This is a genomic window from Azospirillum sp. A1-3, from assembly GCF_023806445.1.
Taxonomy (GTDB): domain Bacteria; phylum Pseudomonadota; class Alphaproteobacteria; order Azospirillales; family Azospirillaceae; genus Azospirillum.
This window is the reverse complement of the sequence record NZ_JAMSLU010000001.1, coordinates 713,512-739,208: the sequence shown is the minus strand read 5'-3', so window position 1 is coordinate 739,208 and position 25,697 is coordinate 713,512. Positions and strand designations below refer to the sequence as shown.

The following is a 25,697-nucleotide window of genomic DNA, read 5'->3' as shown; positions in this document are numbered from 1 at the left end:
GCTCCAGGCATCACCCCGGGCATCGGCCGCCCGGCTGCGGGCGATTCATCGCTCACCTTATATAGTGCAACGCTCACGCCGGCACCGGGGCGAAGCGGACCTCCCCCCGCATCAGCGACTCCAGCGGCTGGGCGTCGAGCGCCGCGGCGCAGGCGCGGACATAGGTGGCCATGGTCGCCAGCGTCCCGTCCGGCACCGGGTCCACCGTGCCGTAGAGGTTGTTGTCGAGCGCCACCTCCAGCCTGCCGTGGTCGGAGTCGGCCAGCGCCTCGTCATAGGCGCGGATTCGCCCGGCCATGCCGCGGGCCATCGTCTTGACCCGCCGGGCGATGCCGCTGTCGCCGACCCCCATCTCCAGCAGCGACTTCTCGAAATCGTCGACCATCGTCTCATAGAGGCGCTGCGACAGTTTGCCCGCCTCCGCGCCCTGCCCCTTCAGCCGGCGCATCACCAGCAGCAGATGCAGCGCCACCATCTCGAACCGCCCGTCGAGCGTGTCGGGCACGGCGAGCGCACCGTAGAAGGCCGGCTCGCGGGCGCGGCGGACGATGGCGGTGAACAGCCCACCCACCGCCGTGGCGTTGCGGGCACGCGCACCGCCGCCGATACCGGACATCAAAGGGGCCAGCAGACGGCCGATAAAGCTTCCTGACACGAACGGCAGCCCTTCCCCGACTCGGAGTCTCGTTGACAGGGCGAAGCAGCCGGTGCGATTGTCCTGCCCGGAGACTGTCCACAGCCGTGGACGGCCTCTCTGCCCCGCCGGCTCCATCATAGCCCGAGCACCATGACCAGATCGAACTTTTCCGCCCCCCGTACCGTCATTCGCACCGCCCTGCTGGGCAGCGTCCTGCTCGCCGGCCTTGCCGCGACCGGCTGCTCCCCCGTCGTCGCCACCCGCGGCAACCTGACGGACCCGCAGCAGGTGGCAGAGCTGCAGCCGGGCCAGAGCCGGCGCGACGACGTCGCCGCGGTGCTGGGCACGCCGACCTCGGTCGGCACCTTCGATCCGAACGTCTGGTACTATATCGGCCAGAAGACCGAGAAGACCGCCTTCTTCGAGCCGGAAGTGACCGAGCGCCGCGTCGTCGTCGCCCATTTCGACGACAGCGGCGTCCTGCGCGAGATCAAGACGCTCGACAAGTCGGCAGGCCAGGACGTCGATCTGGTGGAGCGCACCACCCCCACGGCTGGCCGCGAGATGGGCTTCCTGGAACAGATGATGGGCAACGTCGGCCGCTTCTCCGCCAAGGACACCAAGGGCAAGGGCCCCGGCAGCTGATCGCTTAGCCGATAGCCTGGCCTTCCGTGCCCGTTCAGCCCGATACTGACACCGACCTGCGCCACATGCGCGCCGCCCTGTCGCTCGCCGCGCGCGGGCTGGGGCGGACTTGGCCGAATCCGGCGGTCGGCTGCGTTCTGGTCCGCGACGGCGTCGTCATCGGCCGCGGCTGGACCCAGCCCGGCGGCCGGCCGCATGCCGAGACGGAGGCGCTGGCCCGCGCCCGCAGCCTCTCCGGCGGAGCAGTCGGCGCCACCGCCTACGTCACGCTCGAACCCTGCAATCACTATGGCAAGACGCCGCCCTGTGCCCTGGCGCTGGTGGAGGCGAAGGTGGCGCGCGTCGTCGTCGCCTGCCAGGACCCCGACCCGCGGGTTGCCGGCGGCGGTCTGGCCCGGTTGCGCGACGCCGGCATCGAGGTGACCACCGGGGTTTGCGAGGCCGAAGCGCTCGCCCTGAACGAGGGCTTCTTCAACCGCATCACGCTGGGCCGTCCGCTGGTCACGCTGAAGATCGCCAGCACGCTCGACGGCCGCATCGCCACCGCCACCGGCGAGTCGCAGTGGATCACCGGCCCGACCGCCCGTGCCTGGGGCCACCGGCTGCGCGCCAGCCACGACGCCATCCTGGTCGGCATTGGCACCGCGCTGGCCGACGATCCCGAACTGACCTGCCGCCTTCCCGGCCTGGAAGACCGCAGCCCGGTCCGCGTGGTGGTGGACAGCGGCCTGCGCTTGCCGCCGACGGCGAAACTCGCCACCGGTGCCGGCCGCATCCCGACCTGGGTCCTCACCGGCCCCTCCCCCGACACCGCCCGCACCGAGGCGCTGACCGCGCTCGGCGTCGAGGTGATCCCGGTCGCCACTGGTATTGATGATCGCGTCGATCCAGCCGCCGCAATGGCCGCCCTCGCCTTCCGCGGCATCACCCGCGTGCTGGTGGAGGGCGGAGCGTCCATCGCCGGCGCCCTGCTCGGCGCCGGTCTGGTCGACCGGCTGGAGTGGTTCCGCGCCGCGTCGCTGATCGGCGGCGACGGGCTGCCGGCGGTCGCCGGATTCGGAGTCGAGGCACTGACCGCCATGGCGCGCTTCGAACGCACCGCCGTCCGCAACGCCGGCGCCGATCTGGCCGAAAGCTACCGCCGGATCCCCGCCAAGGCATCGGTCTAGCCGACGCAACAGACCGTTGCGCCGCCCGCGGTGTCGCGCGCGCTTCCCCTGGCCGCGAAACCTGCTAAATTCCCCGCCATGTTCACCGGAATCATCACCGATGTCGGGCGCGTCCAGGCCGTGGAGCGGCAGGGCGACACCCGGTTCACCATCGAGACCGCCTTCGACACGGAGACGATCGCGATCGGGGCGTCCATCGCCCACAACGGCGTCTGTCTGACGGTCATCGAAAAGGGGCCGGGGACCTACGTCATCCAGGCGTCGGGGGAGACCCTGTCGAAGACGACGCTCGGCGGGTGGGAACCCGACACGCGCGTCAACCTGGAACGCGCGTTGAAGGTCGGCGACGAGCTGGGCGGCCACATCGTGTCCGGCCATGTCGACGGCGTCGGCCGGCTGCTGTCGATCCGCCCCGACGGCGAATCGCTGCGCCTGACCTTCGAGGCGCCGGCGAACCTCGCCAAATACATCGCGCCGAAGGGCTCGGTCGCCATCGACGGCGTGTCGCTGACCGTCAACGAGGTCGAGGGCAACCGCTTCGGCGTCAACATCATCCCCCACACCCAGACCGCCACCACATTCGGCGGGCTGAAGGAGGGCGATCCGGTCAATCTCGAAATCGATATGCTGGCGCGCTATGTCGCCCGGCTCGCGGGGCAGGAATGACGTCCGAGTTTCACAAGTACCTGTCGACGGCCGAAGAGATCATCGAAGAGGCGCGTCAGGGCAGAATGTTCATCCTGGTCGACGACGAGGACCGGGAGAACGAGGGCGATTTGGTGATCCCCGCCTCCTGCGCCACGCCGGAAGCGGTGAACTTCATGGCCAAGCATGGGCGCGGCCTGATCTGCCTCACCATGGACCGGCCGAACATCGAGCGGCTGCGCCTGCCGCTGATGGCGCAGCAGAACGCTTCGCGCCACCAGACCGCCTTCACCGTCTCGATCGAGGCGCGCGAGGGGGTGACCACCGGCATCTCCGCCGCCGACCGCGCCCGCACCATCGCCGTCGCCATCGACCCGGCGTCCGGCCCGCAGGACCTCGCCACCCCCGGCCACATCTTCCCGCTGCTGGCGCGTGACGGCGGCGTGCTGGTCCGCGCCGGCCATACGGAGGCGTCGGTCGACATCGCCCGGCTGTCCGGCCACACCAACTCGGCCGTGATCTGCGAGATCATGAACGACGACGGCACCATGGCCCGCCTGCCGGATCTGGTGCAGTTCGCCCAGTTCCACGGGCTGAAGGTGGGCACCATCGCCGACCTGATCGCCTACCGCCGCCGCACCGAGACCATCGTCGAGCAGGTGCTGGCCGGCACGCTGGACAGCCGCTATGGCGGCCGCTTCCAGTCCTACGTCTACATCAACAAGATCCAGTATGCGGAGCACATCGCGCTGGTGCGTGGCGACATTTCCGGCGACGAGCCGGTTCTGGTCCGCATGCATGCCCAATCGGTGCTGGACGACGTGCTGGGCGACCGCAACTCCGGCCGCGACAACGACCTCCACGCCTCGATGGAACTGATCGCCAAGGAAGGCCGCGGCGTCATCGTGCTTCTGCGCGAGCCGAACCCGAACGGCCTGTCGGTCACGCTGAAGGCCCGGCTGGAAGGTCAGGCCAGCAGCGTGCCGGAGCTGCGCGATTACGGCATCGGCGCGCAGATCCTGCTGGATCTCGGCGTGCGCAAGATGGAGCTGATCTCCAACCGCAAGAAGCCGATCATCGGGCTGGAGGGCTACGGCCTGACCGTGGTCGGCCACCGCGCGATCAATCCGGGCGCCGCCGAGCCGGGCGACGACTGAGAAAGGGACTGGTCGCCGCCGGATGACCGACACGCCCCACATCATGGTCGTGGACGCCCGCGTCCACGAGGACATCGCCGATGAGCTGGCGCGTGGCGCCGTCGCGGAACTGGACCGCGCCGGCGCCACGCACATCCGCTATGGAGTGCCCGGCTGTCTGGAGCTTCCGGCGGCGATCATGTACGCCATCCGCTCGATGGATTTCTTCACAGCCCGCAAGCGCTTCGACGGCTATGTCGCGCTGGGCTGCGTCATCCGGGGCGAAACGACGCGGTACGAAACGATCTGTACCGAAAGCGCCCGCGGCTTGCAGGATCTGGCGCTGCGTTACAGTCTGGCGGTCGGAAACGGCATCCTGACGGTGGAAAACCGCGAGCAGGCCTGGGCGCGGGCGAATGTCGGATCGGTCAATACGGGCGGCCGCGCCGCGCGGGCCTGTCTTGACATGATTGACCTGAAGCGCAAATTCCGCCTCTATCCGCGCTGACCCCGACATCTCCTCTCTTTTAGCGACTGCAGATCATGAGCAACGACGACGCGGGCAGCCCCGTGACACCCGATCACGCCCCCAAGGGCGGCGACTCCAAGGGCAAATCGAAGTCCCGCAAGAACAAGACCGGCGGCGGCTCCGCCAAGGCGCGCCGCAAGGCCGCCCGTCTGGCCGCGGCCCAGGCGCTGTACCAGATCGATCTGGCCCAGGCCCCGGTCGAGAATGTCGTCGGCGAGTTCGTCGCCCACCGGCTGGGCGAGGAGATCGATGGTGACAAGTTCGTCGCCGGCGATCCGCAGCTGTTCGCCGACATCGTCCGCGGCGTCGTCCACCGCCGGGCGGAGGTCGACGGGGTGCTGGGCGCCGCGCTCGATCCGCGCTTCCCGCTCGACAGGCTGGAACTGCTGCTGCGCGCCATCCTGCGCGCCGGCGCCTATGAGATCGCGGTCCATATGGACACCCACCCGCGCATCCTCATCAGCGAATATGTCGACGTCGCCCGCGCCTTCTTCTCCGGCCGCGAGCCGGCGATGGTGAACGGCGTCCTCGACCACGTCGCCCGCGCGCTGCGCGCCGACGACCTCGCCAAACCCGACCCCGGCCGCGGCACGGGCGAGGAGTGATATTGGAAGAAGTCCCCTCTCCCCCCGGGGAGAGGGTTAGGGTGAGGGGGTCGCACCGCGTGCCTTTCACGAGAATCCACCTTGTGCATCCCCCTCACCCCGACCCTCTCCCCGGGGGGGAGAGGGGGAGATGCCCGGCTTGGAATCAGTGAAGGCACCCTCATGACCAATCCCCACCTCGGCGAGTTCGGCCGCATCACCCGCTTCTTCAAGCCGCTGGCCGCCGGGTTCCCCGGCGCCCGCGGGCTGCGGGACGATGCCGCTGTGTTCGGGGTGCCGGAGGGGCGGGAGTTGGTGGTCACCACCGACGCCATAGTGGCCGGGGTGCATTTCTTCCCCGACGACACGCCGGCCGACATCGCCGCCAAGCTGATGCGCAGCAACCTGTCCGACCTCGCCGCCATGGGGGCGGAGCCGCTGGCCTACACGCTGGTGACCGCACTGCCCCGCGGCCTGGACGAATCCTGGCTGGAGGCGTTCGCCGCCGGCCTGGGCGAGGATCAGCGGCAGTTCGGCATCGCGCTGGCCGGCGGCGATTCGGTGTCCACCAGCGGCCCGATCACCCTGTCGGTGACCGCCTTCGGGCTTGTCCCCACCGGCCGCGCCCTGCCGCGCTGGGGCGGGCAGGCGGGCGACCGCGTCTTCGTCACCGGCAGCATCGGCGATGCCGCCCTGGGGCTGGAGATCGCCTATGGCCGCCTCGATGTTCCGGACGAGGAGACCCGCGCCCATCTGTTGCGGCGGATGCGCCGGCCGGACCCGCGCATGAGCGTGGGGCCACGGCTGATCGGGCTGGCCGGCGGTGCGATGGACGTGTCGGACGGTCTGGTCGCCGATCTCGGCCATCTCTGCGAGGAATCCGGCTGCGCCGCTCTGCTGCGGGCCGATGCGGTGCCGCTGTCGGAAGCGGCGCGCGGCGCCATCGACGGCGATCCGGTCCGGCTGGCGCTCGCCATCACCGGCGGCGACGATTACGAGCTTCTGTTCACCGCCCCGCCCTCGGCCCGCGACGCCTTGGCTGCCCTGGCCGCCGAGTGCGGCGTTGCGATCACCGAAATCGGTGAATTCCGCCCCGGCACGCCGGGTGAGGTCGCCGTGCTGGATGCCTCCGGCGCGCCCCTGCCGCTGGCCCGGCGGGGCTGGGACCATTTCTGACCCGTCGCATCAGATTTCCCGCATTTAAGACAATCGAAAGCTTCCCCGGCGCAGGGTTCGGCGAACTTTCGTCTGCGTAAGGTGTGCTGCCGTGGTCAAGGCCCTGATCGTCCTCGTTCTCGGCATCGTGTTGCTGGGCGGCGCCAGCTTCGGCGGCTGGTTCGTCTATCAGAAATACTTCACACCGCATCCGGAAGAGCCGAAGAAGGTGGAGCCGCCGCCGAAGCCGCCCACCGCCTTCGTCCGCCTGCCCCCCCTGGTCGTGCCGATGATCGGCCCGTCCCGAGTCGAGCAGTTCGTCACCGTGGTGGTCGCGGTCGAGGTGATTCTGGAACAGCAGCCCATGGTTCAGGCCAACCAGCCGCGCCTGACCGATGCCTTTCTGACCGCGCTCTATGGCGGCGTCGCCGACAAGTCGATCCTGAACGGTGCTTTGGTCAATATTCCTGCCGTAAAGGCGAAATTGAAGGAGGCGGCCATCAAAGTGGTCGGCAAGGACGCGGTCTATGACGTGCTGGTTCAGGCGGTTACGCAACGCAATCTCTGACCGCACTGCACAACACCCGCGATTTGCACCCATTTTGCGGTGCAGAATCCCTGCACTACCCATAAAGGTCAGGATCACCCTCGGCCATTTCGCCGCGTCGCGTCGCCCCGTGCGGCGGTTGCAAAGCGGCGGGACCGGGCGCATGCTTTTCCCGATAATACTTGCGCCCGACTTCTCCCCCACTTGAATGCGTGGTGGGACCAGCCTTTCCGGGGCGCGTCCTTAAAAGCAATCGGGGGATGCGATGGCTCTAGCGTTCATCGTCATCATCGCCGCCGGCCTGCTCGCGCTGGCCTACGGTTTTCGTACCGGAAAAGAAGTCATGGCCGCGTCGCCGGGGTCCGACCGGATGCAGGCCATCGCCGCCGCGGTGCAGGAAGGCGCCCGCGCCTACCTGAACCGCCAATACACCACCATCGCCATCGCCGGCGTCGTCCTGCTGCTGATCCTGTGGGTCACGCTGGGCTTTCCGGTCGCCTTGGGCTTCCTGATCGGCGCCGTCCTGTCGGGCAGCGCTGGCTATATCGGCATGAACGTGTCGGTCCGCGCCAATGTCCGCACGGCGGAGGCGGCAACCAATGGGCTGGCTCCCGCGCTCGACATCGCCTTCAAATCCGGGGCGATCACCGGCATGCTGGTGGTCGGGCTGGGGATTCTGGGGGTCGGCGGCTATTTCGGCATCCTGACGCTGGTCTACCACGTCAACGACCCGGTCGAGGTCCGCACCGTGCTGGAGGCGCTGGTGGCGCTCAGCTTCGGCGCGTCGCTGATCTCCATCTTCGCCCGTCTGGGCGGCGGCATCTTCACCAAGGGCGCCGACGTCGGCGCCGATCTGGTCGGCAAGGTGGAGGCCGGCATCCCGGAGGATGACCCGCGCAACCCGGCGGTCATCGCGGACAATGTCGGCGACAATGTCGGCGACTGTGCCGGTATGGCCGCCGACCTGTTCGAAACCTATGCCGTCACGATCGTCGCCACCATGCTGTTGGCGGCGATTTTCTTTACCGGCGGCGTGTTGCGGATGATGCTGGTCTATCCGCTGCTGATCGGCGCGGTCTGCATCCTGGCCTCGGTCGCCGGCACCTTCGCGGTGAAGCTCGGCGCCGACAACGCCATCATGAAGGCGCTCTACAAGGGGTTGGCCGTCGCGGCGGGCCTGTCGCTGGTGCTGATCCTGATCGTCACCGCGATCCTGTTCGGCTTCACCCGCGCCATTCCGATGACGGACGGCACCACGATCACCGGCTTCAACCTGTTCGTCTCGGCCCTGGTCGGGCTGGGCGTCACCGGCCTGCTGGTCTGGATCACCGAGTTCTACACCTCGACCGCCTTCCGCCCGGTGCGCAGCGTCGCCAAGGCGTCTGAGACCGGGCACGGCACCAATGTCATCCAGGGCCTTGCCGTCTCGATGGAATCGACCGCCCTGCCGGTGATCGTCATCTGCGCCGGCATCCTGATCGCCCACGGGCAGGCCGGCGTCTTCGGCATCGGCATCGCCGCGACGACGATGCTGGCGCTGGCCGGCATGGTGGTGGCGCTCGACGCCTATGGCCCGGTCACCGACAATGCCGGCGGCATCGCCGAGATGTCGGACATGCCCGCCAACATCCGCGTCACCACCGACGCGCTGGACGCCGTCGGCAACACCACCAAGGCGGTGACCAAGGGCTACGCCATCGGCTCCGCCGGTCTGGCCGCCCTGGTCCTCTTCGCCGCCTATGTCCAGGACCTCGGCCATTACTTCCCGAACATTCCGGTCGAGTTCCGGCTGAACGACCCCTATGTCGTCGTCGGGCTGCTGGTGGGCGGCCTGCTGCCTTACCTGTTCGGCGCCATGGGCATGACCGCCGTCGGCCGCGCCGCCGGATCGGTGGTGGTGGAGGTGCGGCGCCAGTTCCGCGACATCCCCGGCATCATGGAGGGCACCGCCAAGCCCGACTACGGCCGGGCGGTCGACATGCTGACCCGTGCGGCGATCAAGGAGATGGTGATCCCCTCGCTGCTGCCGGTGCTGGCCCCGGTGGTGCTCTATGTGGTGATCGCCGCCATCGGCGGTCAGGCGGCCGGTTTCGCATCGCTGGGCGCCATGCTGCTGGGCACCATCGTCACCGGCGTGTTCGTCGCCATCTCGATGACCTCGGGCGGCGGCGCCTGGGACAATGCGAAGAAATACATCGAGGAGGGCAACCACGGCGGCAAAGGCTCCGACGCCCACAAGGCGGCGGTGACCGGCGATACCGTCGGCGACCCCTACAAGGACACCGCCGGCCCGGCGGTGAACCCGATGATCAAGATCACCAACATCGTGGCGATCCTGCTGCTGGCCATCCTGGCACAGTTCAGCTGAAGGGTTGGCGCGGGGCAGGCCAACCACCTGCCCCGCACCGGGCCACTCACATCCCCGGCGAAGCTTCCGGTGCCAACTGCTCCACGAACTCGTTGAAGTCGGACGCTTCGCGGAAGTCCTTGTAGACGGAGGCGTAGCGGATATACGCCACCTGATCCATCGTCTGCAGCGCCTCCATGATCTTCTCGCCGATCTGCTTCGACGGGATTTCGCTCTCGCCGGAGGATTCCAGCTGGCGGACCATGCTGTTCACCACCCGGTCGATGCGGTCGGCGTCGATCGGGCGCTTGCGCAACGCGATCTTCATCGACCGCAGCAGCTTCTCGCGGTCGAAGGGTTCGCGCTGGCCGTTGCTCTTCACCACCGTCAGCTCGCGCAGCTGGACGCGTTCGAAGGTGGTGAAGCGGGCGCTGCAACTGGGACAGAAGCGCCGCCGGCGGATTGCCGAGTTGTCTTCGGTCGGGCGCGAGTCCTTGACCTGGGTATCCTCGTTTCCGCAGAACGGGCAGCGCATCTGTCGATCACCTTATCGGATCAGAGGGTCGGATAAATCGGGAACTGACGGCACAGGCCGCGCACCCGCTCGCGCATCGCGGCCTCGACCGCCGTGTTGTCGCCGGAGTTGCTGGCGGCCAGCCCGTCCAGCGTCTCGACGATCATCTCGCCGACCTGTTTGAACTCGGCGGTGCCGAAGCCGCGGGTGGTCGCCGCCGGGCTGCCCAGACGGACGCCGGAGGTGATCATCGGCTTCTGCGGGTCGAACGGCACGCCGTTCTTGTTGCAGGTCATGCCGGCATGCTCCAGGCTGGCTTCCGCCGCCTTGCCGGTCAGGTTCTTCGGACGCAGGTCGACCAGCACGATGTGGCTGTCGGTGCCGCCCGACACGATGTCCAGCCCGCCGCCGATCAGCGTCTTGGCCAGCACCTGGGCGTTGTCGACCACCGCCTGGGCGTAGGTCTTGAACTCCGGACGCAGCGCCTCGGCGAAGGCGACGGCCTTGGCGGCGATGACATGCATCAGCGGGCCGCCCTGCAGGCCGGGGAACACCGCCGAGTTGATCTTCTTGGCGATCTCTTCGCTGTTGGTCATCACCATGCCGCCGCGCGGGCCGCGCAGGGTCTTGTGGGTGGTGGTGGTGGCCACGTCGGCATAGGGGAACGGGTTCGGATAGACGCCGCCGGCAATCAGGCCGGCATAGTGGGCGATGTCCACCATCAGGTAGGCGCCGACCTCATCCGCGATGGCGCGGAAGCGCTGGTAGTCGAGGACGCGCGGATAGGCCGAGCCGCCGGCGATGATCAGCTTCGGCTTGTGCTCGCGGGCCAGCGCCTCGACCTGGTCGAAGTCGATCAGGTGGTCGTCCTTGCGAACGCCATACTGCACGGCCTTGAACCACTTGCCCGACATGTTGGGGGCTGCGCCGTGGGTCAGGTGGCCGCCGGCGGCCAGCGACATGCCGAGAACGCAGTCGCCCGGCTGCAGCAGGGCCAGCATCACCGCCTGGTTGGCCTGGGAGCCGGAGTTCGGCTGCACGTTGGCGAACTCACAACCGAACAGCTTGCAGGCGCGCTCGATCGCCAGGTTCTCGGCAATGTCGACGAACTCGCAGCCGCCATAGTAACGCTTGCCCGGATAGCCTTCGGCATACTTGTTGGTCAGGACCGAACCCTGCGCCTCCAGCACCGCCTGCGAGACGATGTTCTCGGACGCGATCAGCTCGATCTGCTCCTGCTGGCGGACCAGCTCGTCGCGCACCGCGCGGGCCAGTTCGGGATCGGTCTCGGCGAGCGAGGCGGCGAAGAAGCGGCCGATCTCGGCGGTGTTGCTGCTGGTCATGGCGGAAGGTTCCTCGATCGAAGGGCGCGAAGCCGGCCGGACGCCCGGTCCGGCGGCTTCCGTTGGGTCTTTCCGGGTTCTGTCGCGACCCGGTTGCGGGCCTTGGCGGCCAAATAAGGGGCCGGGAAAGGCGGCGCGACGGGCGCGCTCAGCCCATCTTGGCGATGCGGCGGCTGTGACGCTCCCCACCCTCGAAAGCGGTCTTCAGGAAGACGTCGACGCAATCCTTGGCAATCTCCGGGCCGATGACGCGGGCGCCGAGCGCGATCACGTTGGCGTCGTTGTGTTCGCGCGACAGGCGCGCGGTGGTCACGTCATGGACCAGCGCGGCGCGGATGCCGGGATGGCGGTTGGCGGCGATGCTGATGCCGATGCCGCTGCCGCAGATCAGCACGCCGCGCTGCGCCCGGCCGTCGGTGACGGCGGCGGCCAGCGCCGCGGCGAAATCCGGGTAATCGACCGAGGCCGGCCCGTCGGTACCGAGGTCGAGGACGGTGAAGCCGGCGTCCTCGAGCTGCCGGGCGATCTGGGCCTTCAGCTCATAGCCGGCGTGATCGGAAGCGAGTGCCACGGTGCGGACGGTCATGACGGCAAAAACTCCGGTGCGTGCGGTAGCGGATGCACAAACGACGACAACGCCGACAATGCGGCGAAAGACGCCCGCACCCTACCAGATGTCGGTGCAGACCGCCACTGCCACACCATGACGTGGATGCATGGCTAGGCTCGGGGCCAAAACCGGCCTGCACCGGCCAAACGCCCGGTGCAGGCCGTTCTTCGCGGTTCCCCGCCCGCGCCAAGCCATCGCACCCCGTCACCGCGAAGGTTCGGAGACGGTTTTCACCTCTGCGTTGCCGAGAAGCCGAAACAAGGGAGTTAGCCGATTCGTTATAGGAGCGGGAAGACGCCCAATTGCCGCTGCGGACTCGGCGGAAAATCGCAAGCCTGCGCTTACTAGACCGCCGCTAAAGCTGCGGCACAGCCACAACCGCGCAACGATATTCAGCGAAGGCTGATTTGCACCACGCTCCTTTGTTCTGGCAGCCAAGAGCAACTAATTTGGAGCTTGCCGAAATTATATTGACACCCAAATCACGGTATGCAACTTGGTTCGTACGGACAAATGAAAAACCAGGACACAGTGCAATGAGCGACCAGCTTCGCGCCGATGTACCGGACAATGCGCTGCTGCGGATGACCGCCGACATCGTATCGGCGTATGTCAGCAAGAACGTGTTGCCTGCTCAGCAAATCCCCGATGTGATCAATACGGTCTACTCGTCGCTGACTGGCCTGAATGGTCAGCCTCGCGAGGTCGCGGCGGAACCGCTGAAGCCTGCCGTTCCGATTCGCAAGTCGGTGACGCCCGAATACATCGTCTGCCTGGAAGACGGGAAGAAGCTGAAGATGCTGAAGCGGCACCTTCGTTCGACCTACAACATGTCGCCGGACGAGTATCGCTCCCGTTGGGGACTTCCCCCCGACTATCCGATGGTCGCGCCGAACTATGCGGCGCAGCGTTCGGAATTCGCCAAGCGCATCGGCCTCGGCCGCAGCTCCGGCCGCCAGACCCGCCGCAAGGCCGGTTGATCGTGTAAAGTCCGTATGCAACGCGGGCCGGTCCCATGGGATGCGGCCCGTGTGCATGTCAGAACGATGGCAAAGCGGTCGGATTGACGGCGAAGCCATCGGATTGGTTGAAGACGCGAGCCGGCCACCTCCGCCAGCTGCGGCGAACCGATCGCCGCCGGCATCTCAACCGCCCCGGCGCATCCCGGCGGCCTCCCAATTTGCCAATCTCAGTTGGCGCAGCCTTTCCGGCCCGACAGGCGGCAGTTGAACCGGTCGACATTGCGGCTCAGTTCCCGCCCGGTCGCCACATTCTCTTCGTTCAGACAGGTCAGGTAGGCCATCGACTTGTCGACATACTCCTTCACCTCGCCCTGACAGGACGACATCTTGTCGGCGCTGAGGAAGGTGGACTGGTCGTCCATGCACAGCGGCACGCCCGGCTTCAGGCAGCCCGCCGCCGGGGTGGTGGGCTGGGGAGCCGTCGATGCCGCTCCGCCGGCCTGAACGCCCGGTGACGGCGCAGCGGGCGCGGCAGACCGGCTGCCATGATCCTGCGTCCCATGGCCCAGCTTCTGCGAGGTCGCGGCGCCTGCCGTCCGCGCCGTGGTCAGCACCGGCAGGGCCGCCGCCAGGGCGGTTGCCGTCAAGACCGCCGACATCACCGACACGCGCAGGAAAGCCGTCACACGAACCGCCCTCACACCAACCATGGCCTCGATCCTCTGGTGTTTCGTTCCTCTGTGCGAAAGCCGGCCGCACAACGGCCGGGCCCTTTCTTCGCTTACCCGCCCCGACGGCACGGGAGAAGGGCCCTTTCTATGCGCCATTCGTTCAGAGATGCGCGGTTCTACAAGCGTTACACCCCCTGCGCCAGTGCCAACGGGCAGGCATAGGTCTACTGTCTGGGTCGAGCGGTTCGCTCTACGACCGGCGATCCGGATTGGGGCGATGTCCCATGCGGGGTTGCCGGCGGAGGCATGCCGGCGCTCACCATCAGCAAAAGCCAGACTTCGATACGCGCCGTCCGGCCCCGTCCGGCGGCGCGTTTTCTTTGGCAGGCCCCGGTATTGGTTCAAAAGCAGTCGGGCAAAAGCGGTCGGCCAATAACAGCCGATCAGTAAAGGCCGCCACGCCCCTTCGGCGCCGGCTTCCCCGGTCCCCCGGGAGAACCTCCGTTGTCCGCGTTCTTGTTCTGGACAAAGCGCAGCTTGTTGATCGCCGTCCGTTTCAGCAGCTCCTGGCTGCCGGTCGCCGGGCCGGCCACCGTTACCTCGACGCCCGTCTTCGCGTCGATGGCGGTGACCCTCAGATAGCTGCCGACCCGCTGGAATTCGAACAGCACCTCGCCGTCGCCGCCCGCTGCCGTCATGATCCGTCCCCTCCCCTATCCGAAGGCCGATCCCCGTTCGAGACCGCAACGCCCGGTGACCATCGCTGTTGTTCCCGCTGCCATTCGGCGCGCAGGAGCCCCGCTCCGCCAACACCCACAGCGAGGAAGGACCATCATAATGGCCGCCAAGACGATGCAGGACCTGCTGATCGAGGATCTTCGCGACATCTACCACGCCGAGAAGCAGATCGCGAAGGCCCTGCCCAAGATGGCCAGGGCCGCCAGCTCCGACCAGCTGCGCAAGGCCTTCGAGACCCATCTGGAACAGACCAACGGCCAGATCGAACGGCTGCAGCAGGTGTTCGAGGAAATGGACACCCGCCCCCGCGGCAAGCATTGCGACGCGATGGAAGGGCTGATCAGCGAGGCGCAGGAAATCCTCGAAATGGGTCTGGCGCCGGAGGTTCAGGACGCCGCCCTGATCGCCGCCGCCCAGAAGGTGGAGCATTACGAGATCGCCAGCTACGGCACCCTCCATGCCTATGCCACCGCCTGCGGCCTCGACAAGGTCGCCAAGCTGCTGGACGAGACGCTGCAGGAGGAAAAGGACACCGACTCGCTGCTGAACAAGCTGGCCATCGGCGACGTCAACAAGAAGGCGATCGCGGCAAGCGGCAAGAAGGCCGCCTAATTCCAGCCAGGCCGTGACCAATCGCCCCTGGGTCGGTAAAAGACCCGGGCGGCGGTTGCAACCGCCGCGTCGGACCGGTAGAATCCAGCCTTACGGTCCTTCGCGGTGTTTGTCATGCGCGGCTTTCTGCCTGCCCTCTGTCTTGCCCTGTTCCTGACCTTGCCGTCGGCGCTGCCGGCCGTCGCGAACGAAGGGGCGGCGGGCGCCCTGCCCCCGTCCGTGCGGATCAAGCCGCTGATGGTCCCGGTGGTGAATGCCGGCCGGATCGAGAAATACACCCAGGTCGAAGTGAATCTGGAAATCGGCGACGCGCTGAAGCTGGGCGAGGTGCAATTGAGCATCCCCCGCCTGCACGACGCCATCCTGACCGCCATCTACAGAGGCGTGGACGAGGGATGGATTGTCCGCGGCAACATCGCGAACGTCCCCGCCCTGCGCCGCCGGATCGACGAATCGGTCGTCGCCATGTTCGGCAAGGACGTCGTCAGCCGCATCCTGATCACGCCCATCGCGCGCCAATCGTCGCTGCAATAACGCAACTCCAACAGCCAGTGCCGGGAGGATCGAGTCGTCATGCCCGTCGTCTATGTCGCGCGCAGCGCCGCCCTGACCAAATGGGCGTCCGACGTCGGACAGGGTAAGCACATCTACAAGCTGGGCGTCGCGACGGACGAGGCCTCGGTGAAGGCCGCCGTCGCCGCCGGCTGGGGTGGCGAATCCGACTGGAAACTGGTCCAGTCCCAACAGGTCGAGGATCTGGACGAGGACAGCGCGCTGGCCCGGCTCGGCCGGCGCGAGAAGGTGATCGACCCCACCTATTACCCGCGCCTGAAGGGGGCGGCCGGGGTCTACCGCATCACCCTGACAAATGTGCAGAACAGCCTGCTGGTCGCCAAGGCGATGACCGCCGACGAGCCGCTGACCGAGGTCAAGGTCAAGCCCAAGGACATCGCCGACTACATGATCCGCAACGCGGTCGCCTGAACGACCCGCCGGAATGTCCGCTCCGCCGATCCGCCGCGTCGCCTTCGACGCCCTGTCGCTGACCGACCTGCACGACATGCTGGCCCTGCGCAGCCGCGTGTTCGTGGTCGAGCAGTCGTCCCCCTATCCCGACATCGACGGCCGCGACCCCGATGCGCTTCACCTGATCGCGGCGGATGGCAGCGGCGCCATCGTCGGCTGTGCCCGTTGCCTTGGCCCCGACCGCGAGGCCCCCGATTCCGAAGGTCCGGATGTGACGGTCTCCTTCGGCCGGCTGGCGGTGGACCGGTCGCAACGCTCCACCGGGCTGGGGCGGGCGTTGGTCGCGGAGTCGCTGGCGGTGCTGGCGGAACGCTGGCCCAACCGCGACGTGCTGATCGGCGCACAGCTTTATCTGGAGCGCTTCTACGGCAGCTTCGGTTTTGTCCGGGTCACCGAGCCCTATGACGACTTCGGCATTCCCCACATCGACATGCAGCTTCGTCGCTGACCGCAAAAGCGGTCCTTCCATCTCCTTAGGTTGGTGCGTCACCCTGCCGCATGCGCGCGGCGGCAATGACGGCGCGCATGGCAGTTACCATCGGTAGAACAATAACAGACCGTTAACGCTTTGTTTGCAAGGCGGGTATAGGCCTTATGTGACAGACAGAAGATTTCGACATAGGTAAAATTTTAGGTGATCGAATTCAGGATTCCTGCCGTATCAGGTTTTGCAATCGAACGGGTTAGACACTCACCCAATCGGATGCGACTCCGCGAGGCAAGGCGACTGTCCGCGCGAATCACAAGCCCGTCCGGTCACATGAGGCGCAAGAAATGTCCTGGTTCACCAATCTCCGAATCGGCGGAAAGCTGCTGACGGCGTTCGCCGCGCTGATCGTCATCATCGGTGCGATCAGCTTTGCCAATTACGCCACGCTGTCGTCCATCCAATCCTCCATCGGCTGGACGATCCACACCTACCGCGTGATCCAGACCACCGACGCGGCGCTGGCGGCGCTGGTTGACCAGGAGACCGGACTGCGCGGCTATCTGGTCAGCGGCGACCAGGCTTTCCTGGAGCCTTATCGCAAGGGTGAGCAGGCGTTCGACCGCGCCCTGGCGGAAGTGAAGTCGCTGACCGCAGACAATCCGCAGCAGCAGGCCCGGCTGGAGGAGTTGCGCAAGAACGCCACCACCTGGCGTCAGACCGTGGCGGAAAAGGAAATCGCCCTGATGTCCAAGGCCGAATCGCGCGAAGAAGCCCGCGCGATGGAGGCGAAGGCGCTGGGAAAGGCCTCGATGGACAATGTCCGTACGCTGGTCGCGCAGATCGAGGACGCGGAGCGCGCGCTGCTGACCCTGCGCAAGGACGAACAGAAGGCTGCCTTCTCCACCGGCTATCTCATCGCCATCATCGGCGCGCTGGCTTCCGTCCTGGTCGCCGTGGCCGCCGGGATGGTGCTGCGCGGCGCCATCGCCTCGCCCATTGTCGCCATGACCGCCGCCATGGGCCGTCTGGCCGGCGGAGAGCGGGCGGTCGAGGTGCCCGGCGTCGGCCGCAAGGACGAGGTCGGCGCCATGGCCGAAGCGGTCGACGTCTTCAAGCGCAACGCCATCGAGGGCGACCGCCTCGCCGCCGCCCAGCGCGCCGAAGAGGAAGCCAAGGCCCGCCGTGCCGCCCGGCTCGATGAGCTGATGCGCAGCTTCGAAGGCAATGTGACCGCGGTGGTGCAGAGCCTGTCGGGCGCGGCGACCCAGATGCAGCAGTCGGCCGGCATGCTGACCAGCACCGCCGACGAGACCAACCGCCAGAGCACCACGGTGGCCTCGGCCGCCGAACAGGCCTCCGCCAATGTCCAGACCGTCGCCGCGGCGGCGGAGGAACTCTCCTCTTCCATCGACGAGATCGGCCGTCAGGTCTCGCAGTCGACCCGGGTCGCCGAACAGGCGGTCAGCGGTGCCAGCCGGGCGAATGGCGTCGTCTCCGGCCTTGCCGACGGCGCGCAGAAGATCGGCGAGGTGGTGGACCTCATCAACAACATCGCGGCGCAGACCAACCTGCTGGCGCTCAACGCCACGATCGAGGCGGCCCGCGCCGGTGAGGCGGGCAAGGGCTTCGCGGTGGTGGCGAGCGAGGTGAAGAGCCTTGCCAACCAGACGGCGAAGGCCACGGAGGACATCACCGGCCAGATCGCCACCATCCAGGGCGCGACCCGCGAGGCGGTTTCCGCCATCGAGGAGATCGGCCGCATCATCACCGAGATCAGCCAGATCTCCGCGACCATCGCCTCGGCGGTCGAACAGCAGAGTGCGGCGACTCAGGAGATCAGCCGCAACGTCCAGGAAGCGGCCCAGGGCACGCAGCAGGTGACCAGCAACATCGTCGGCGTCACCCGCGCCGCCGGCGACACCGGCCGCGCCGCCGGCGAGGTCCGCAACGTCGCCGACCATCTCAGCATCGAATCCACCCGCTTGCGCCAGGAGGTGGAGAGCTTCCTGAGCGGGGTGAAGGCGGCGTGAGGCGTCGGGAGGGGCGCTTTTGCCCCTCCCCCACCCTGCTCAGTGCGACAGCAGCAGCGGCACCGGGCAGGTGCGCAGGACGTGGCGGGTCCCGCTGCCGCGATGCAGGAACGGGAAGCCGTAATGGCCGTGGGCGCCCATCACCAGCAGGTCGGCGCCGGTGTCCATGGCACGGGCCAGCAGGGCGTCCATCGCGCCGATGTCGTCGACCGTGAAGTGGGTCTGCTCCGCCTTCACGCCGTGGAAAGCCAGATGGTCGAGCAGCCCGACCCGTGGTGCTTCCGGCGCCGCGTTCGAGGCCTGGGTCAGCACGGTGATGACCGTCACCTCGGAAGCCTTCTCCAGCATCGGCATGGCGTCGGACAGGGCGCGGGCGGCTTCGCGCTCGGCATTCCAGGCAACGGCGATGCGCTTGCCGATCACCGGGAAGCGGCCGGCATAGGGAATGACCAGCACCGGCCGGCCGGAGTTCAGCACCACCTGCTCGTTCAGTTCCTCCGGCGCGGCCTGCGATCCGGCCTCGCGGTCATACTGGCCCAGAATGGTCAGGTCGGCGAAGCGCGACCAGATGATGACCTCGCGGATCACATGGTTGTATTCGCCGTGGGTCAGGCCGTGCCAATGGCCCTGCAGGCCGGACGCGGCGAGCTTTTCGTTGAACAGCGCCTCGCTGCGCGCCGCCGCTTCGACCAGATGGTCGCTGGACCGGCGGGCAATGACGCTGGTGGCGTTGCGGTCGCCCTGCGCGAACAGGCCGCGCAGGAAGGCGCCGTGGCTCTGCGCCAGCGCGATGGCGGCGTCGAGTCGCGCCTCAACATGCGGGCTGCTGTCGAGATGGACGAGGATGTGCTTGTAGGTCATGCGGGTCCTCCCGGTCTGAAATGCGAAGTCTTGCGACGTCTGCCTTTTTCCGCGGGGCCGATGCCATGGGGTTTATGGCCGGCCCAACGGATTGTTTCATGCGCATCATGTTTAACCGGGCGGCGTTCGTCCAGCGGCGTTCGTCCAGCCTGCGGTGAAAGGTCGCAATGGCGCGAACGCATCGCCCGGAGCCGGTCAGGCGTCGCGGAACCGTCCATAGGTGTAGTGCGCCGCGCAGGCGCCTTCGGCCGAGACCATGCAGGACCCCATCGGGTTTTCCGGGGTGCAGACGGTGTCGAACAGCTTGCAGTCGATCGGCCGCTTCACGCCGCGCAGGATCGCGCCGCAATCGCAGCCCTTGTGGTCGGGAACGCTGGCCCCGGCGATGGGAAAGCGCCGTTCGGCGTCGAAGGCGGCATAGGCCTCGCGCAGTTTCAGCCCGCTGTGCGGGATGCTGCCCAGGCCGCGCCATTCGAAGGACGGTCGCGTCTCGAAGATCTCCAGCACCAGCGCCTGGGCCTTGCGGTTGCCGTCGGCGGTGACGGCGCGGGTATACTGGTTCTCGACCTCCGCCCGCCCGTCGTTGATCTGGCGGATCAGCATCAGGATCGACTGCAGCACGTCCAGCGGCTCGAATCCGGAGATCACCACCGGCTTGACGTAATCCGCTGCGGCCGGGGCATAGGCGTCAGACCCGATGACGACGGAGACATGGGCCGGCCCGACGAACCCGTCCAGCGACAGCCCCTCGTCCGCTCCCGCCATGATGCCCTGGATGGCAGAGGGGGTGAGCACATGGTTGCAGAAGACGGAGAAGTTGGTCAGCCCCTGCGCCGCCGCCGCCCGCACCGCCAGCGCGGTGGGCGGAGTCGTCGTCTCGAAGCCGATGGCGAGGAACACCACCTGCCGGTCGGGGTTCTCCGCAGCGATGCGCACCGCGGCGTCGGCCGACACCACCATGCGCACGTCGGCGCCCTGTGCCTTGGCCTTCAGCAGGCTGACCCGCCCGGATCCGGGCACCCGCATGACGTCGCCATAGGTGCACAGCGTCACCTCCGGCCGGCGGGCCAGCGCGATGGCGTCGTCGATCCGCCCGACCGGCAGAACGCAGACCGGGCAGCCCGGCCCATGGATCATCCGCACATTGTCGGGCAACAGGTCGGGAATGCCGTAGCGGGAGATGGCGTGGGTATGGCCGCCGCAGAACTCCATCAGGTGATAGGAGCGGTCGGCCCGCACCTCCCGCGCGATGGCGGCGGCAACGTTGCGGGCAAGCACCGGATCGCGGAACTCTTCGACATATTTCATGGTCGCTCCCTCTGCCCCGCCATTTCACCCGCAAGGCTGATCGTATGCGTTGATACGGATCAAGAGGGAAGTTCGGCGTTCCGTTCGCGTGGCCGTGAGCTTGGCCATGCGCTTGCCGCTATCTCACACCTTGTAGGCCAGCCGCAGCCCGCCCCAATGGCGGCCACGGACCATGACGGGGGCGGAGACGTCCTTCATCAGCGTGTATTTTCCGCCGCCCATGTCGCGCCGGTAGGTCTGCAGCAGGAAGGGCTTGGTGTTGCGCCCGGCGGCAAGGCCGACGCGGTCGTTGAAGATGCGGCGGTTGCGGCAGTTGGCGGCGTTCCACACCGGGTCACGGCCCTGCGGTTGGCTGAACTGGCGGTTGTGGGTGGGCAGATAGCCGTTCTCGTCGATCGCCACGCAGAAGACGATGCGGCTGTTGGCCGCCAGCACCGGCTCCTGGATTCCGGGCAGCACGCGGTCGCACAGTTGGGTGTAGCGGGTCAGCACCTGCTGCGGGTCCGATCCGGCGACCGGCTGGTAATTGCGGTCGAACAGGTCGGATTCGCTGATGTCGCCACGGGCCAGCGCATCCTCGAAGGCGGCGGATACTTTCTCGGCGGCGTCCTTGACCGCCGCGATGAAGGGGGTGTCCACCGTCTCGATGTTCAGTTCGGCGGTGATGCCGATCAGCCGCTCGCTCATGCCGACCAGATTGTTCACCCGGTCGCGCGCCTGCGCCAGATTGTCGCTGGACAGCTTCACGCCCACCGCCAGATCGGCGATTTCGTGCTCCAGCTCGCCGCAGTTGCCGCCGATCTCGGCAGAGGCGGCGTCGATCTTGTCGGTCTCGCCGTTCAGTTCGCGCATGGCGCGGCCGACCGTCTCGATCACCGTGCCGATGGCCGTGGTGCCCTCGCTGACCGCGCGGGCCTTGGCGGCGCTGGCCGCACTCTCCGTCATCAGGCGCTGGGCCTGCTCGTTCAGCACCTTCAGCGTCGCGTCGATTTCCGTCGTCGCCTCGCTGGTTTTGGTGGACAGCGACTTCACCTCGTTCGCCACCACGGCGAAGCCGCGCCCGGCCTCGCCGGCACGGGCCGCCTCGATGGTGGCGTTCAGCGCCAGCAGGTTGGTCTGCTTGGCGATGGTGAAGATCTCCTTGGCGACCTTGCCGACGCGGTCCAGCGCCTCGCGCAGCCCGGCGATCTGCCCCTCGATCCCCGTCACCGACGACACCAGCGCATGGATGTCGGACAGCGACTGCTGCACCCGGTCGTGGGAGCTGTCGACCTCCTGCCGCGCCTGTTCGGTGACCGAGCGCGCGACGGCCGAGGCCTCCGAGATGCGCTGCGTGCTGCGCGACATCTTGGCGCCGGTATCGCGCAGCTGCGTGAACACCTCCGACTGGTGGGTGACGCGGGCGTTCACATCCTCGATATGGCCGGCGATATCCGCGATCTCGATTCCGAGATTGCCTGCTTCCTGCGCGATGTCCGCGATCAGATGCGGACGAAGCCCAACGCCACCATCCATCATATCCACCATTCTTGCTGTTTTATAACCGAGCGCTTTCTCCCGAGTACTATTATTGCGCTTTTAATACAGATTCGCAACGTAGGGGGTGCCAAAGCGGCGCCCGGTACCCCTGTCCTTTGGTAGGATACGTTAAGGGGAGGACACGCCCGAAGATTGTGGGTCAATCCTTATCGGATGCGAAATGAGGGTTATCCCGCAATACGGACCCGTATCACCGGCTGCACAGCCCACAACCATCAATCGACCGGACTCGGTGTCCAGGCCACCGCTTTCATCCGGCGATCCGGTGATCCAGCCGCTCGTCGGCCAGCCCGACCGGTTCCTGGTGAACCATCACCTCGGCGTTGACGAAGGCCTCGCGCAACCGCTGCTCCACCCGGTCGGCGATCTCGTGCGCGGCGGTCAGGCTGATGCCGCCGTCCAGTTCCAGATGCAGCTCGATGAAACAGCCGGTCCCGGCATTGCGCGTGCGCAGGTCGTGCAGACCGCGCACCCCCGGCTCGGCCCGCGCCAGTTCGACGATGCGCGCGCGCTCCTCCTCGGCCAGTTCGCGGTCCATCAGCACGTCCAGCGCGTCGCGCGCCACGCCACGGGCGCCGTTCAGCAGGAACAGGGCGATGCCGATGCCGAACAGCGGGTCGACCACGGTCAGCCCGGTCGCCTCGGTCAGCAGGATGGCGACAATGACCGCGCTGTTCATCAGCAGGTCGCCGGAATAGTGCAGCCGGTCCGCCCCGATGGCGACGGAGCCGGTGGCCGTCTGCACCCGGCGCTGGAAGGTGATGAGCCCGGCGGTCAGCAGGATCGAAAACAGCATCACGGCGACGCCCATCGTCCCCTCGGCGATCGGCTCCGGCCGGACAATTCGCCGCACCGCCTCGACGCTCAGCAGCAGGGCCGATCCACCGATGAAGGCGGCCTGGGCGAGTGCGGCCAACGCCTCCGCCTTGCCGTGCCCGAAGCGGTGGTTGGCGTCGGCCGGGCGCAGGGCATGGCGCACCCCCAGCAAGGTCACCACCGACGCCATCAGGTCGGTGCAGGAATCGATCAGCGACGACAGGATGCTGACCGATTCGGTCAGCAGATAGGCGGCCAGCTTCGCCGCGATCAGGGTGGAGGCCACCGACACGCTGGCATAGGTGGCATAGCGGCGCAGCCGGTCCGCCGATGCCGAGTTTTGCGCACTGTCGCTCAATGCTTCCCCCATCTGCTTGGCCCCATCCGCTTGGCCCTCGATCCCGATGCCCGGCCGCCATGGCCGGCGCGCGACCGTAGCGGCGCATCCTTACGGATCGCTTACCGTCGGCTTGTGCCTGACCTGCCCCGGTTAGGGATAAAGATGCTCGGTGGTCCAACCCGTCTGCGTGCCGTCGGTCCCCTCGGCGCGCTGGAAGACCAGCCGGTCGTGCAGGCGGAACGGGCGGTCGCGCCAGAATTCGATCCGCGAGGGCAGCACGCGGAAGCCGGTCCAGTGCGGCGGCCGCGGCACGGTGCCGATGGCGTATTTGGCGGCGAACTGCGCCACGCGCTTCTCCAGCTCCCACCGCCCCTCCAGCGGGCGCGACTGCAGCGAGGCCCAGGCGCCGATCCGGCTTTCGCGCGGGCGGCTTTCGAAATAGGCGTCGGCCTCGGCATCGGTGACGACCTCCACCGGCCCCTCCACCCGCACCTGACGGCGCAGGCTCTTCCAATGGAAGCACAGGGCGGCGTTCCGATTCGCCAGCAGCTGGGTGCCTTTCCGGCTTTCGGTGTTGGTGTAGAAGACGAAACCGCGCGGATCGATCCCCTTCAGCAGAACCATCCGCACCGACGGGATGCCGTTGGCGTCGGCGGTGGCGAGCGCCATGGCGTTGGGATCGTTCGGTTCGCTCTGCTCAGCCTCCTTCATCCATTCGGCGAAGAGATCGTAAGGGTCGCGGTCGGTGCTGTCCGTCATGCCTGTGGTCCTGTATCGATGTGTCCCGCGCCGCCGGCCGGGCTGTGCGCGGCAGGGCGCGCGGATGGGCTTCCGTGCAAAAGCGTAAGGGTCACAGCCTCATCACAATTCACAGCAAGCATAGGGTCGCTTATATCACTGTCCACCGCGAAGCCACCGATAAGGTGCCGCGGCAACCAACCTTTTCGAGGCGCAAGGATGTTCGTGAAGAAAGTCGTTCCGGCCATGATCGTCGCCGGCCTGCTGGCCGGCTGCCAGCTGGGTGGCCAGAAGGAAACGATCGGCACGGCGGGCGGCGCGGTCGCCGGCGGCCTGATCGGCTCGCAGATCGGCGGCGGTACCGGCAAGCTGGTGGCGACGGGCGTCGGCACGCTGCTCGGCGCCTTCATCGGCAGGGAGGTCGGCAGCTCGCTCGACAAGGCCGATGCCGGCTATGCCGAGACCGCCGCACGCCAGGCCTACGCCGCCCCGGTCGGCGACCGCATCAACTGGAACAACCCGCAGTCGGGCAATTCCGGCACCATCGTCACCACCCGCGACGGCTACAGCAGCGCCGGCACCTATTGCCGCGAGTTCCAGCAGACCATCGTCGTGAAGGGCCGGACGGAGCAGGCGTACGGAACCGCTTGCAAACAGGCCGACGGTACGTGGAAGATCATCGGCAACTCGTAACTCGCCGACCAGCACCCCGCACTCGCAACCTCTGAGCCCCCCTGGGGCGGGAACCCTCTGCCCGTGGCTACGCGCGATCCCTACAGCGTTCTCGGCGTCAGCCGGTCCGCCAGTGCCGACGACATCAAGAAGGCATACCGCAAGCTCGCCAAGCAGCATCATCCGGACCTAAAGCCGGGCGACGCCGCCAACGAGGAGCGGTTCAAGGAAATCTCGGCCGCCTACACGCTGCTGTCGGATGCCGAGAAGCGCGCCCGCTACGACCGTGGCGAGATCGACCCGTCGGGGCAGGAACGGCACGCGGGCTTCGGTTCGCGCGGCCGCTCCGGCAGCCGCGGCCGGGCCTACAGCAGCACCGCCGACGACACGTTCTTCGGTGGCGGCGACGACTGGTTCTCCGACCTGTTCGGCGGCGGCCGGCGTCGCCCCGGCGGGCCGGGAGCGGGTGCGGGTGCGGGAGCCGGCGGCTCCGCCGGGCCGCGGGTGCGGGGCAGCGACATCTCCTATTCGGTCACCGTCCCCTTCATCGAGGCGGCGAACGGGTCGAAGCGCCGGATCAACCTGTCCAACGGCAAAAGCATCGACGTCGCCATCCCCCCCGGGACGGAGAACGAAACGAAGCTGCGCCTGAAGGGCCAGGGCCTGCCCGGCATGGGCGGCATGCCCAACGGCGACGCCATCGTCGAGGTGCATGTCGAATCGCACCCCTATTTCACCCGGCAGGACAGCGACATCCATGTCGAGGTGCCGATCACCTTGAACGAAGCGGTTCTGGGCGCCACCGTCAACGTGCCGACGATCAGCGGCAAGGTGGCAGTGAAGATTCCGGCCGGTGCCAACACCGGTTCGGTCCTGCGCCTGCGCGGCAAGGGCGTGGTGAATCAGGCCACCAAGCAGCCGGGCGACCAGTATGTGAAGCTGAAGGTGGTCCTGCCCGACCCGCCCGACGCCGAACTGGTCAAATTCGTCGAACAATGGGCCAAGACCCGCAGCTACGACGTCCGCAAGAAGGCGGGGCTGGAGTAAGGCTCCCTTTCCACGGCCCCCTCCCCATCCCTCCCCCACCTTCGGT

Annotated in this window: 28 protein-coding genes; 17 read left to right on the top strand and 11 right to left on the bottom strand. The window is 67.4% G+C overall.

What is annotated here, in order from left to right; translation table 11 throughout:
• Window positions 1–73 precede the first annotated feature (73 nt).
• Window positions 74–655 (bottom strand): ubiquinol-cytochrome C chaperone family protein, encoded by a 582-nt coding sequence (locus M5E06_RS03530; RefSeq protein WP_252137171.1) that lies wholly within the window; start codon window positions 653–655, stop codon window positions 74–76.
• Window positions 656–787: 132 nt separating this feature from the next.
• Between M5E06_RS03530 and M5E06_RS03525 the strand changes: the two genes are divergently transcribed.
• From M5E06_RS03525 to M5E06_RS03485, 9 genes are all read left to right on the top strand, one after another.
• On the top strand, window positions 788–1,282 hold the full coding sequence (locus M5E06_RS03525) for an outer membrane protein assembly factor BamE (protein ID WP_109151532.1): 495 nt from the start codon (window positions 788–790) through the stop codon (window positions 1,280–1,282).
• 26 nt (window positions 1,283–1,308) lie between these two features.
• Complete coding sequence (gene ribD, locus M5E06_RS03520; protein ID WP_353654312.1) at window positions 1,309–2,451, top strand: bifunctional diaminohydroxyphosphoribosylaminopyrimidine deaminase/5-amino-6-(5-phosphoribosylamino)uracil reductase RibD; 1,143 nt, start codon at window positions 1,309–1,311, stop codon at window positions 2,449–2,451.
• 78 nt (window positions 2,452–2,529) lie between these two features.
• Window positions 2,530–3,117 (top strand): riboflavin synthase, encoded by a 588-nt coding sequence (locus M5E06_RS03515; RefSeq protein ID WP_252137170.1) that lies wholly within the window; start codon window positions 2,530–2,532, stop codon window positions 3,115–3,117.
• Window positions 3,114–4,253, top strand: coding sequence for a 3,4-dihydroxy-2-butanone-4-phosphate synthase (gene ribB, locus M5E06_RS03510; protein WP_252137169.1), 1,140 nt, complete (start codon window positions 3,114–3,116; stop codon window positions 4,251–4,253). Before M5E06_RS03515 ends, ribB begins: the two co-directional genes overlap by 4 nt.
• Before the next feature lie 22 nt (window positions 4,254–4,275).
• Window positions 4,276–4,740, top strand: coding sequence for a 6,7-dimethyl-8-ribityllumazine synthase (gene ribH, locus M5E06_RS03505; protein ID WP_109074562.1), 465 nt, complete (start codon window positions 4,276–4,278; stop codon window positions 4,738–4,740).
• Window positions 4,741–4,775: 35 nt separating this feature from the next.
• On the top strand, window positions 4,776–5,366 hold the full coding sequence (gene nusB, locus M5E06_RS03500; RefSeq protein ID WP_109151537.1) for a transcription antitermination factor NusB: 591 nt from the start codon (window positions 4,776–4,778) through the stop codon (window positions 5,364–5,366).
• 162 nt (window positions 5,367–5,528) lie between these two features.
• Window positions 5,529–6,521 carry a thiamine-phosphate kinase gene (gene thiL / locus M5E06_RS03495; protein ID WP_252137168.1) on the top strand — a complete coding sequence of 331 codons (993 nt, stop codon included), beginning with the start codon at window positions 5,529–5,531 and terminating at the stop codon, window positions 6,519–6,521.
• A 91-nt stretch (window positions 6,522–6,612) separates the two neighbouring features.
• Window positions 6,613–7,068 carry a hypothetical protein gene (locus M5E06_RS03490; RefSeq protein ID WP_109074564.1) on the top strand — a complete coding sequence of 152 codons (456 nt, stop codon included), beginning with the start codon at window positions 6,613–6,615 and terminating at the stop codon, window positions 7,066–7,068.
• Window positions 7,069–7,312: 244 nt separating this feature from the next.
• Window positions 7,313–9,415, top strand: coding sequence for a sodium-translocating pyrophosphatase (locus tag M5E06_RS03485; RefSeq protein WP_252137167.1), 2,103 nt, complete (start codon window positions 7,313–7,315; stop codon window positions 9,413–9,415).
• A gap of 46 nt (window positions 9,416–9,461) precedes the next feature.
• On the opposite strand, the gene nrdR is transcribed toward M5E06_RS03485, so the two are convergent.
• The 3 genes from nrdR to rpiB form a co-directional block, all read right to left on the bottom strand.
• A complete protein-coding gene (nrdR, locus tag M5E06_RS03480; protein ID WP_014247245.1) occupies window positions 9,462–9,929 on the bottom strand; it encodes a transcriptional regulator NrdR in 468 nt (155 codons plus the stop codon).
• Window positions 9,930–9,949: 20 nt separating this feature from the next.
• On the bottom strand, window positions 9,950–11,251 hold the full coding sequence (gene glyA / locus M5E06_RS03475) for a serine hydroxymethyltransferase (protein WP_085088870.1): 1,302 nt from the start codon (window positions 11,249–11,251) through the stop codon (window positions 9,950–9,952).
• Between the two features lie 148 nt (window positions 11,252–11,399).
• The gene (gene rpiB / locus M5E06_RS03470) at window positions 11,400–11,837 is read right to left on the bottom strand and encodes a ribose 5-phosphate isomerase B (protein WP_109074567.1); all 438 of its coding nucleotides are present in this window, start codon (window positions 11,835–11,837) and stop codon (window positions 11,400–11,402) included.
• Between the two features lie 560 nt (window positions 11,838–12,397).
• Here rpiB and M5E06_RS03465 point away from each other — a divergent pair.
• Window positions 12,398–12,841: a Ros/MucR family transcriptional regulator gene (locus M5E06_RS03465; protein ID WP_042701716.1), complete on the top strand. Its 444-nt coding sequence runs from the start codon at window positions 12,398–12,400 to the stop codon at window positions 12,839–12,841.
• Between the two features lie 209 nt (window positions 12,842–13,050).
• On the opposite strand, the gene M5E06_RS03460 is transcribed toward M5E06_RS03465, so the two are convergent.
• Both M5E06_RS03460 and M5E06_RS03455 read right to left on the bottom strand, forming a co-directional pair.
• The gene (locus M5E06_RS03460; protein WP_252137166.1) at window positions 13,051–13,533 is read right to left on the bottom strand and encodes a hypothetical protein; all 483 of its coding nucleotides are present in this window, start codon (window positions 13,531–13,533) and stop codon (window positions 13,051–13,053) included.
• Between the two features lie 404 nt (window positions 13,534–13,937).
• Complete coding sequence (locus M5E06_RS03455) at window positions 13,938–14,192, bottom strand: DUF6898 family protein (protein ID WP_109074569.1); 255 nt, start codon at window positions 14,190–14,192, stop codon at window positions 13,938–13,940.
• 139 nt (window positions 14,193–14,331) lie between these two features.
• On the opposite strand from M5E06_RS03455, the gene M5E06_RS03450 reads away from it, so the two are divergent.
• The 5 genes from M5E06_RS03450 to M5E06_RS03430 all read left to right on the top strand — a co-directional run bounded on the left by M5E06_RS03450 (window position 14,332) and on the right by M5E06_RS03430 (window position 18,330).
• A complete protein-coding gene (locus M5E06_RS03450; protein ID WP_109074570.1) occupies window positions 14,332–14,844 on the top strand; it encodes a YciE/YciF ferroxidase family protein in 513 nt (170 codons plus the stop codon).
• A gap of 114 nt (window positions 14,845–14,958) precedes the next feature.
• The gene (locus M5E06_RS03445; protein WP_252137165.1) at window positions 14,959–15,378 is read left to right on the top strand and encodes a hypothetical protein; all 420 of its coding nucleotides are present in this window, start codon (window positions 14,959–14,961) and stop codon (window positions 15,376–15,378) included.
• A gap of 39 nt (window positions 15,379–15,417) precedes the next feature.
• Window positions 15,418–15,828: a hypothetical protein gene (locus M5E06_RS03440; protein WP_252137164.1), complete on the top strand. Its 411-nt coding sequence runs from the start codon at window positions 15,418–15,420 to the stop codon at window positions 15,826–15,828.
• A gap of 13 nt (window positions 15,829–15,841) precedes the next feature.
• A complete protein-coding gene (locus tag M5E06_RS03435; RefSeq protein WP_252137163.1) occupies window positions 15,842–16,318 on the top strand; it encodes a GNAT family N-acetyltransferase in 477 nt (158 codons plus the stop codon).
• A 326-nt stretch (window positions 16,319–16,644) separates the two neighbouring features.
• Window positions 16,645–18,330 (top strand): methyl-accepting chemotaxis protein, encoded by a 1,686-nt coding sequence (locus tag M5E06_RS03430; RefSeq protein ID WP_252137162.1) that lies wholly within the window; start codon window positions 16,645–16,647, stop codon window positions 18,328–18,330.
• Window positions 18,331–18,369: 39 nt separating this feature from the next.
• Here M5E06_RS03430 and M5E06_RS03425 read toward each other — a convergent pair whose 3' ends face one another.
• From M5E06_RS03425 to pdxH, 5 genes are all read right to left on the bottom strand, one after another.
• Window positions 18,370–19,191, bottom strand: coding sequence for a universal stress protein (locus M5E06_RS03425; RefSeq protein ID WP_252137161.1), 822 nt, complete (start codon window positions 19,189–19,191; stop codon window positions 18,370–18,372).
• Window positions 19,192–19,386: 195 nt separating this feature from the next.
• Window positions 19,387–20,499 (bottom strand): hydrogenase formation protein HypD, encoded by a 1,113-nt coding sequence (hypD, locus tag M5E06_RS03420; protein ID WP_252137160.1) that lies wholly within the window; start codon window positions 20,497–20,499, stop codon window positions 19,387–19,389.
• Window positions 20,500–20,622: 123 nt separating this feature from the next.
• Entirely contained in the window at window positions 20,623–22,026 is a 1,404-nt protein-coding gene (locus tag M5E06_RS03415; RefSeq protein WP_252137159.1) for a methyl-accepting chemotaxis protein, read from the bottom strand.
• A gap of 262 nt (window positions 22,027–22,288) precedes the next feature.
• Window positions 22,289–23,224, bottom strand: a complete 936-nt coding sequence (locus tag M5E06_RS03410; RefSeq protein ID WP_502801957.1) for a cation diffusion facilitator family transporter — start codon at window positions 23,222–23,224, stop codon at window positions 22,289–22,291.
• A 120-nt stretch (window positions 23,225–23,344) separates the two neighbouring features.
• The gene (gene pdxH / locus M5E06_RS03405) at window positions 23,345–23,953 is read right to left on the bottom strand and encodes a pyridoxamine 5'-phosphate oxidase (protein WP_136705368.1); all 609 of its coding nucleotides are present in this window, start codon (window positions 23,951–23,953) and stop codon (window positions 23,345–23,347) included.
• Between the two features lie 198 nt (window positions 23,954–24,151).
• Between pdxH and M5E06_RS03400 the strand changes: the two genes are divergently transcribed.
• Window positions 24,152–24,625 (top strand): RT0821/Lpp0805 family surface protein, encoded by a 474-nt coding sequence (locus tag M5E06_RS03400; RefSeq protein WP_109074578.1) that lies wholly within the window; start codon window positions 24,152–24,154, stop codon window positions 24,623–24,625.
• 63 nt (window positions 24,626–24,688) lie between these two features.
• Window positions 24,689–25,651, top strand: a complete 963-nt coding sequence (locus M5E06_RS03395) for a DnaJ C-terminal domain-containing protein (protein ID WP_252137157.1) — start codon at window positions 24,689–24,691, stop codon at window positions 25,649–25,651.
• The last annotated feature ends 46 nt before the right edge of the window (window positions 25,652–25,697 follow it).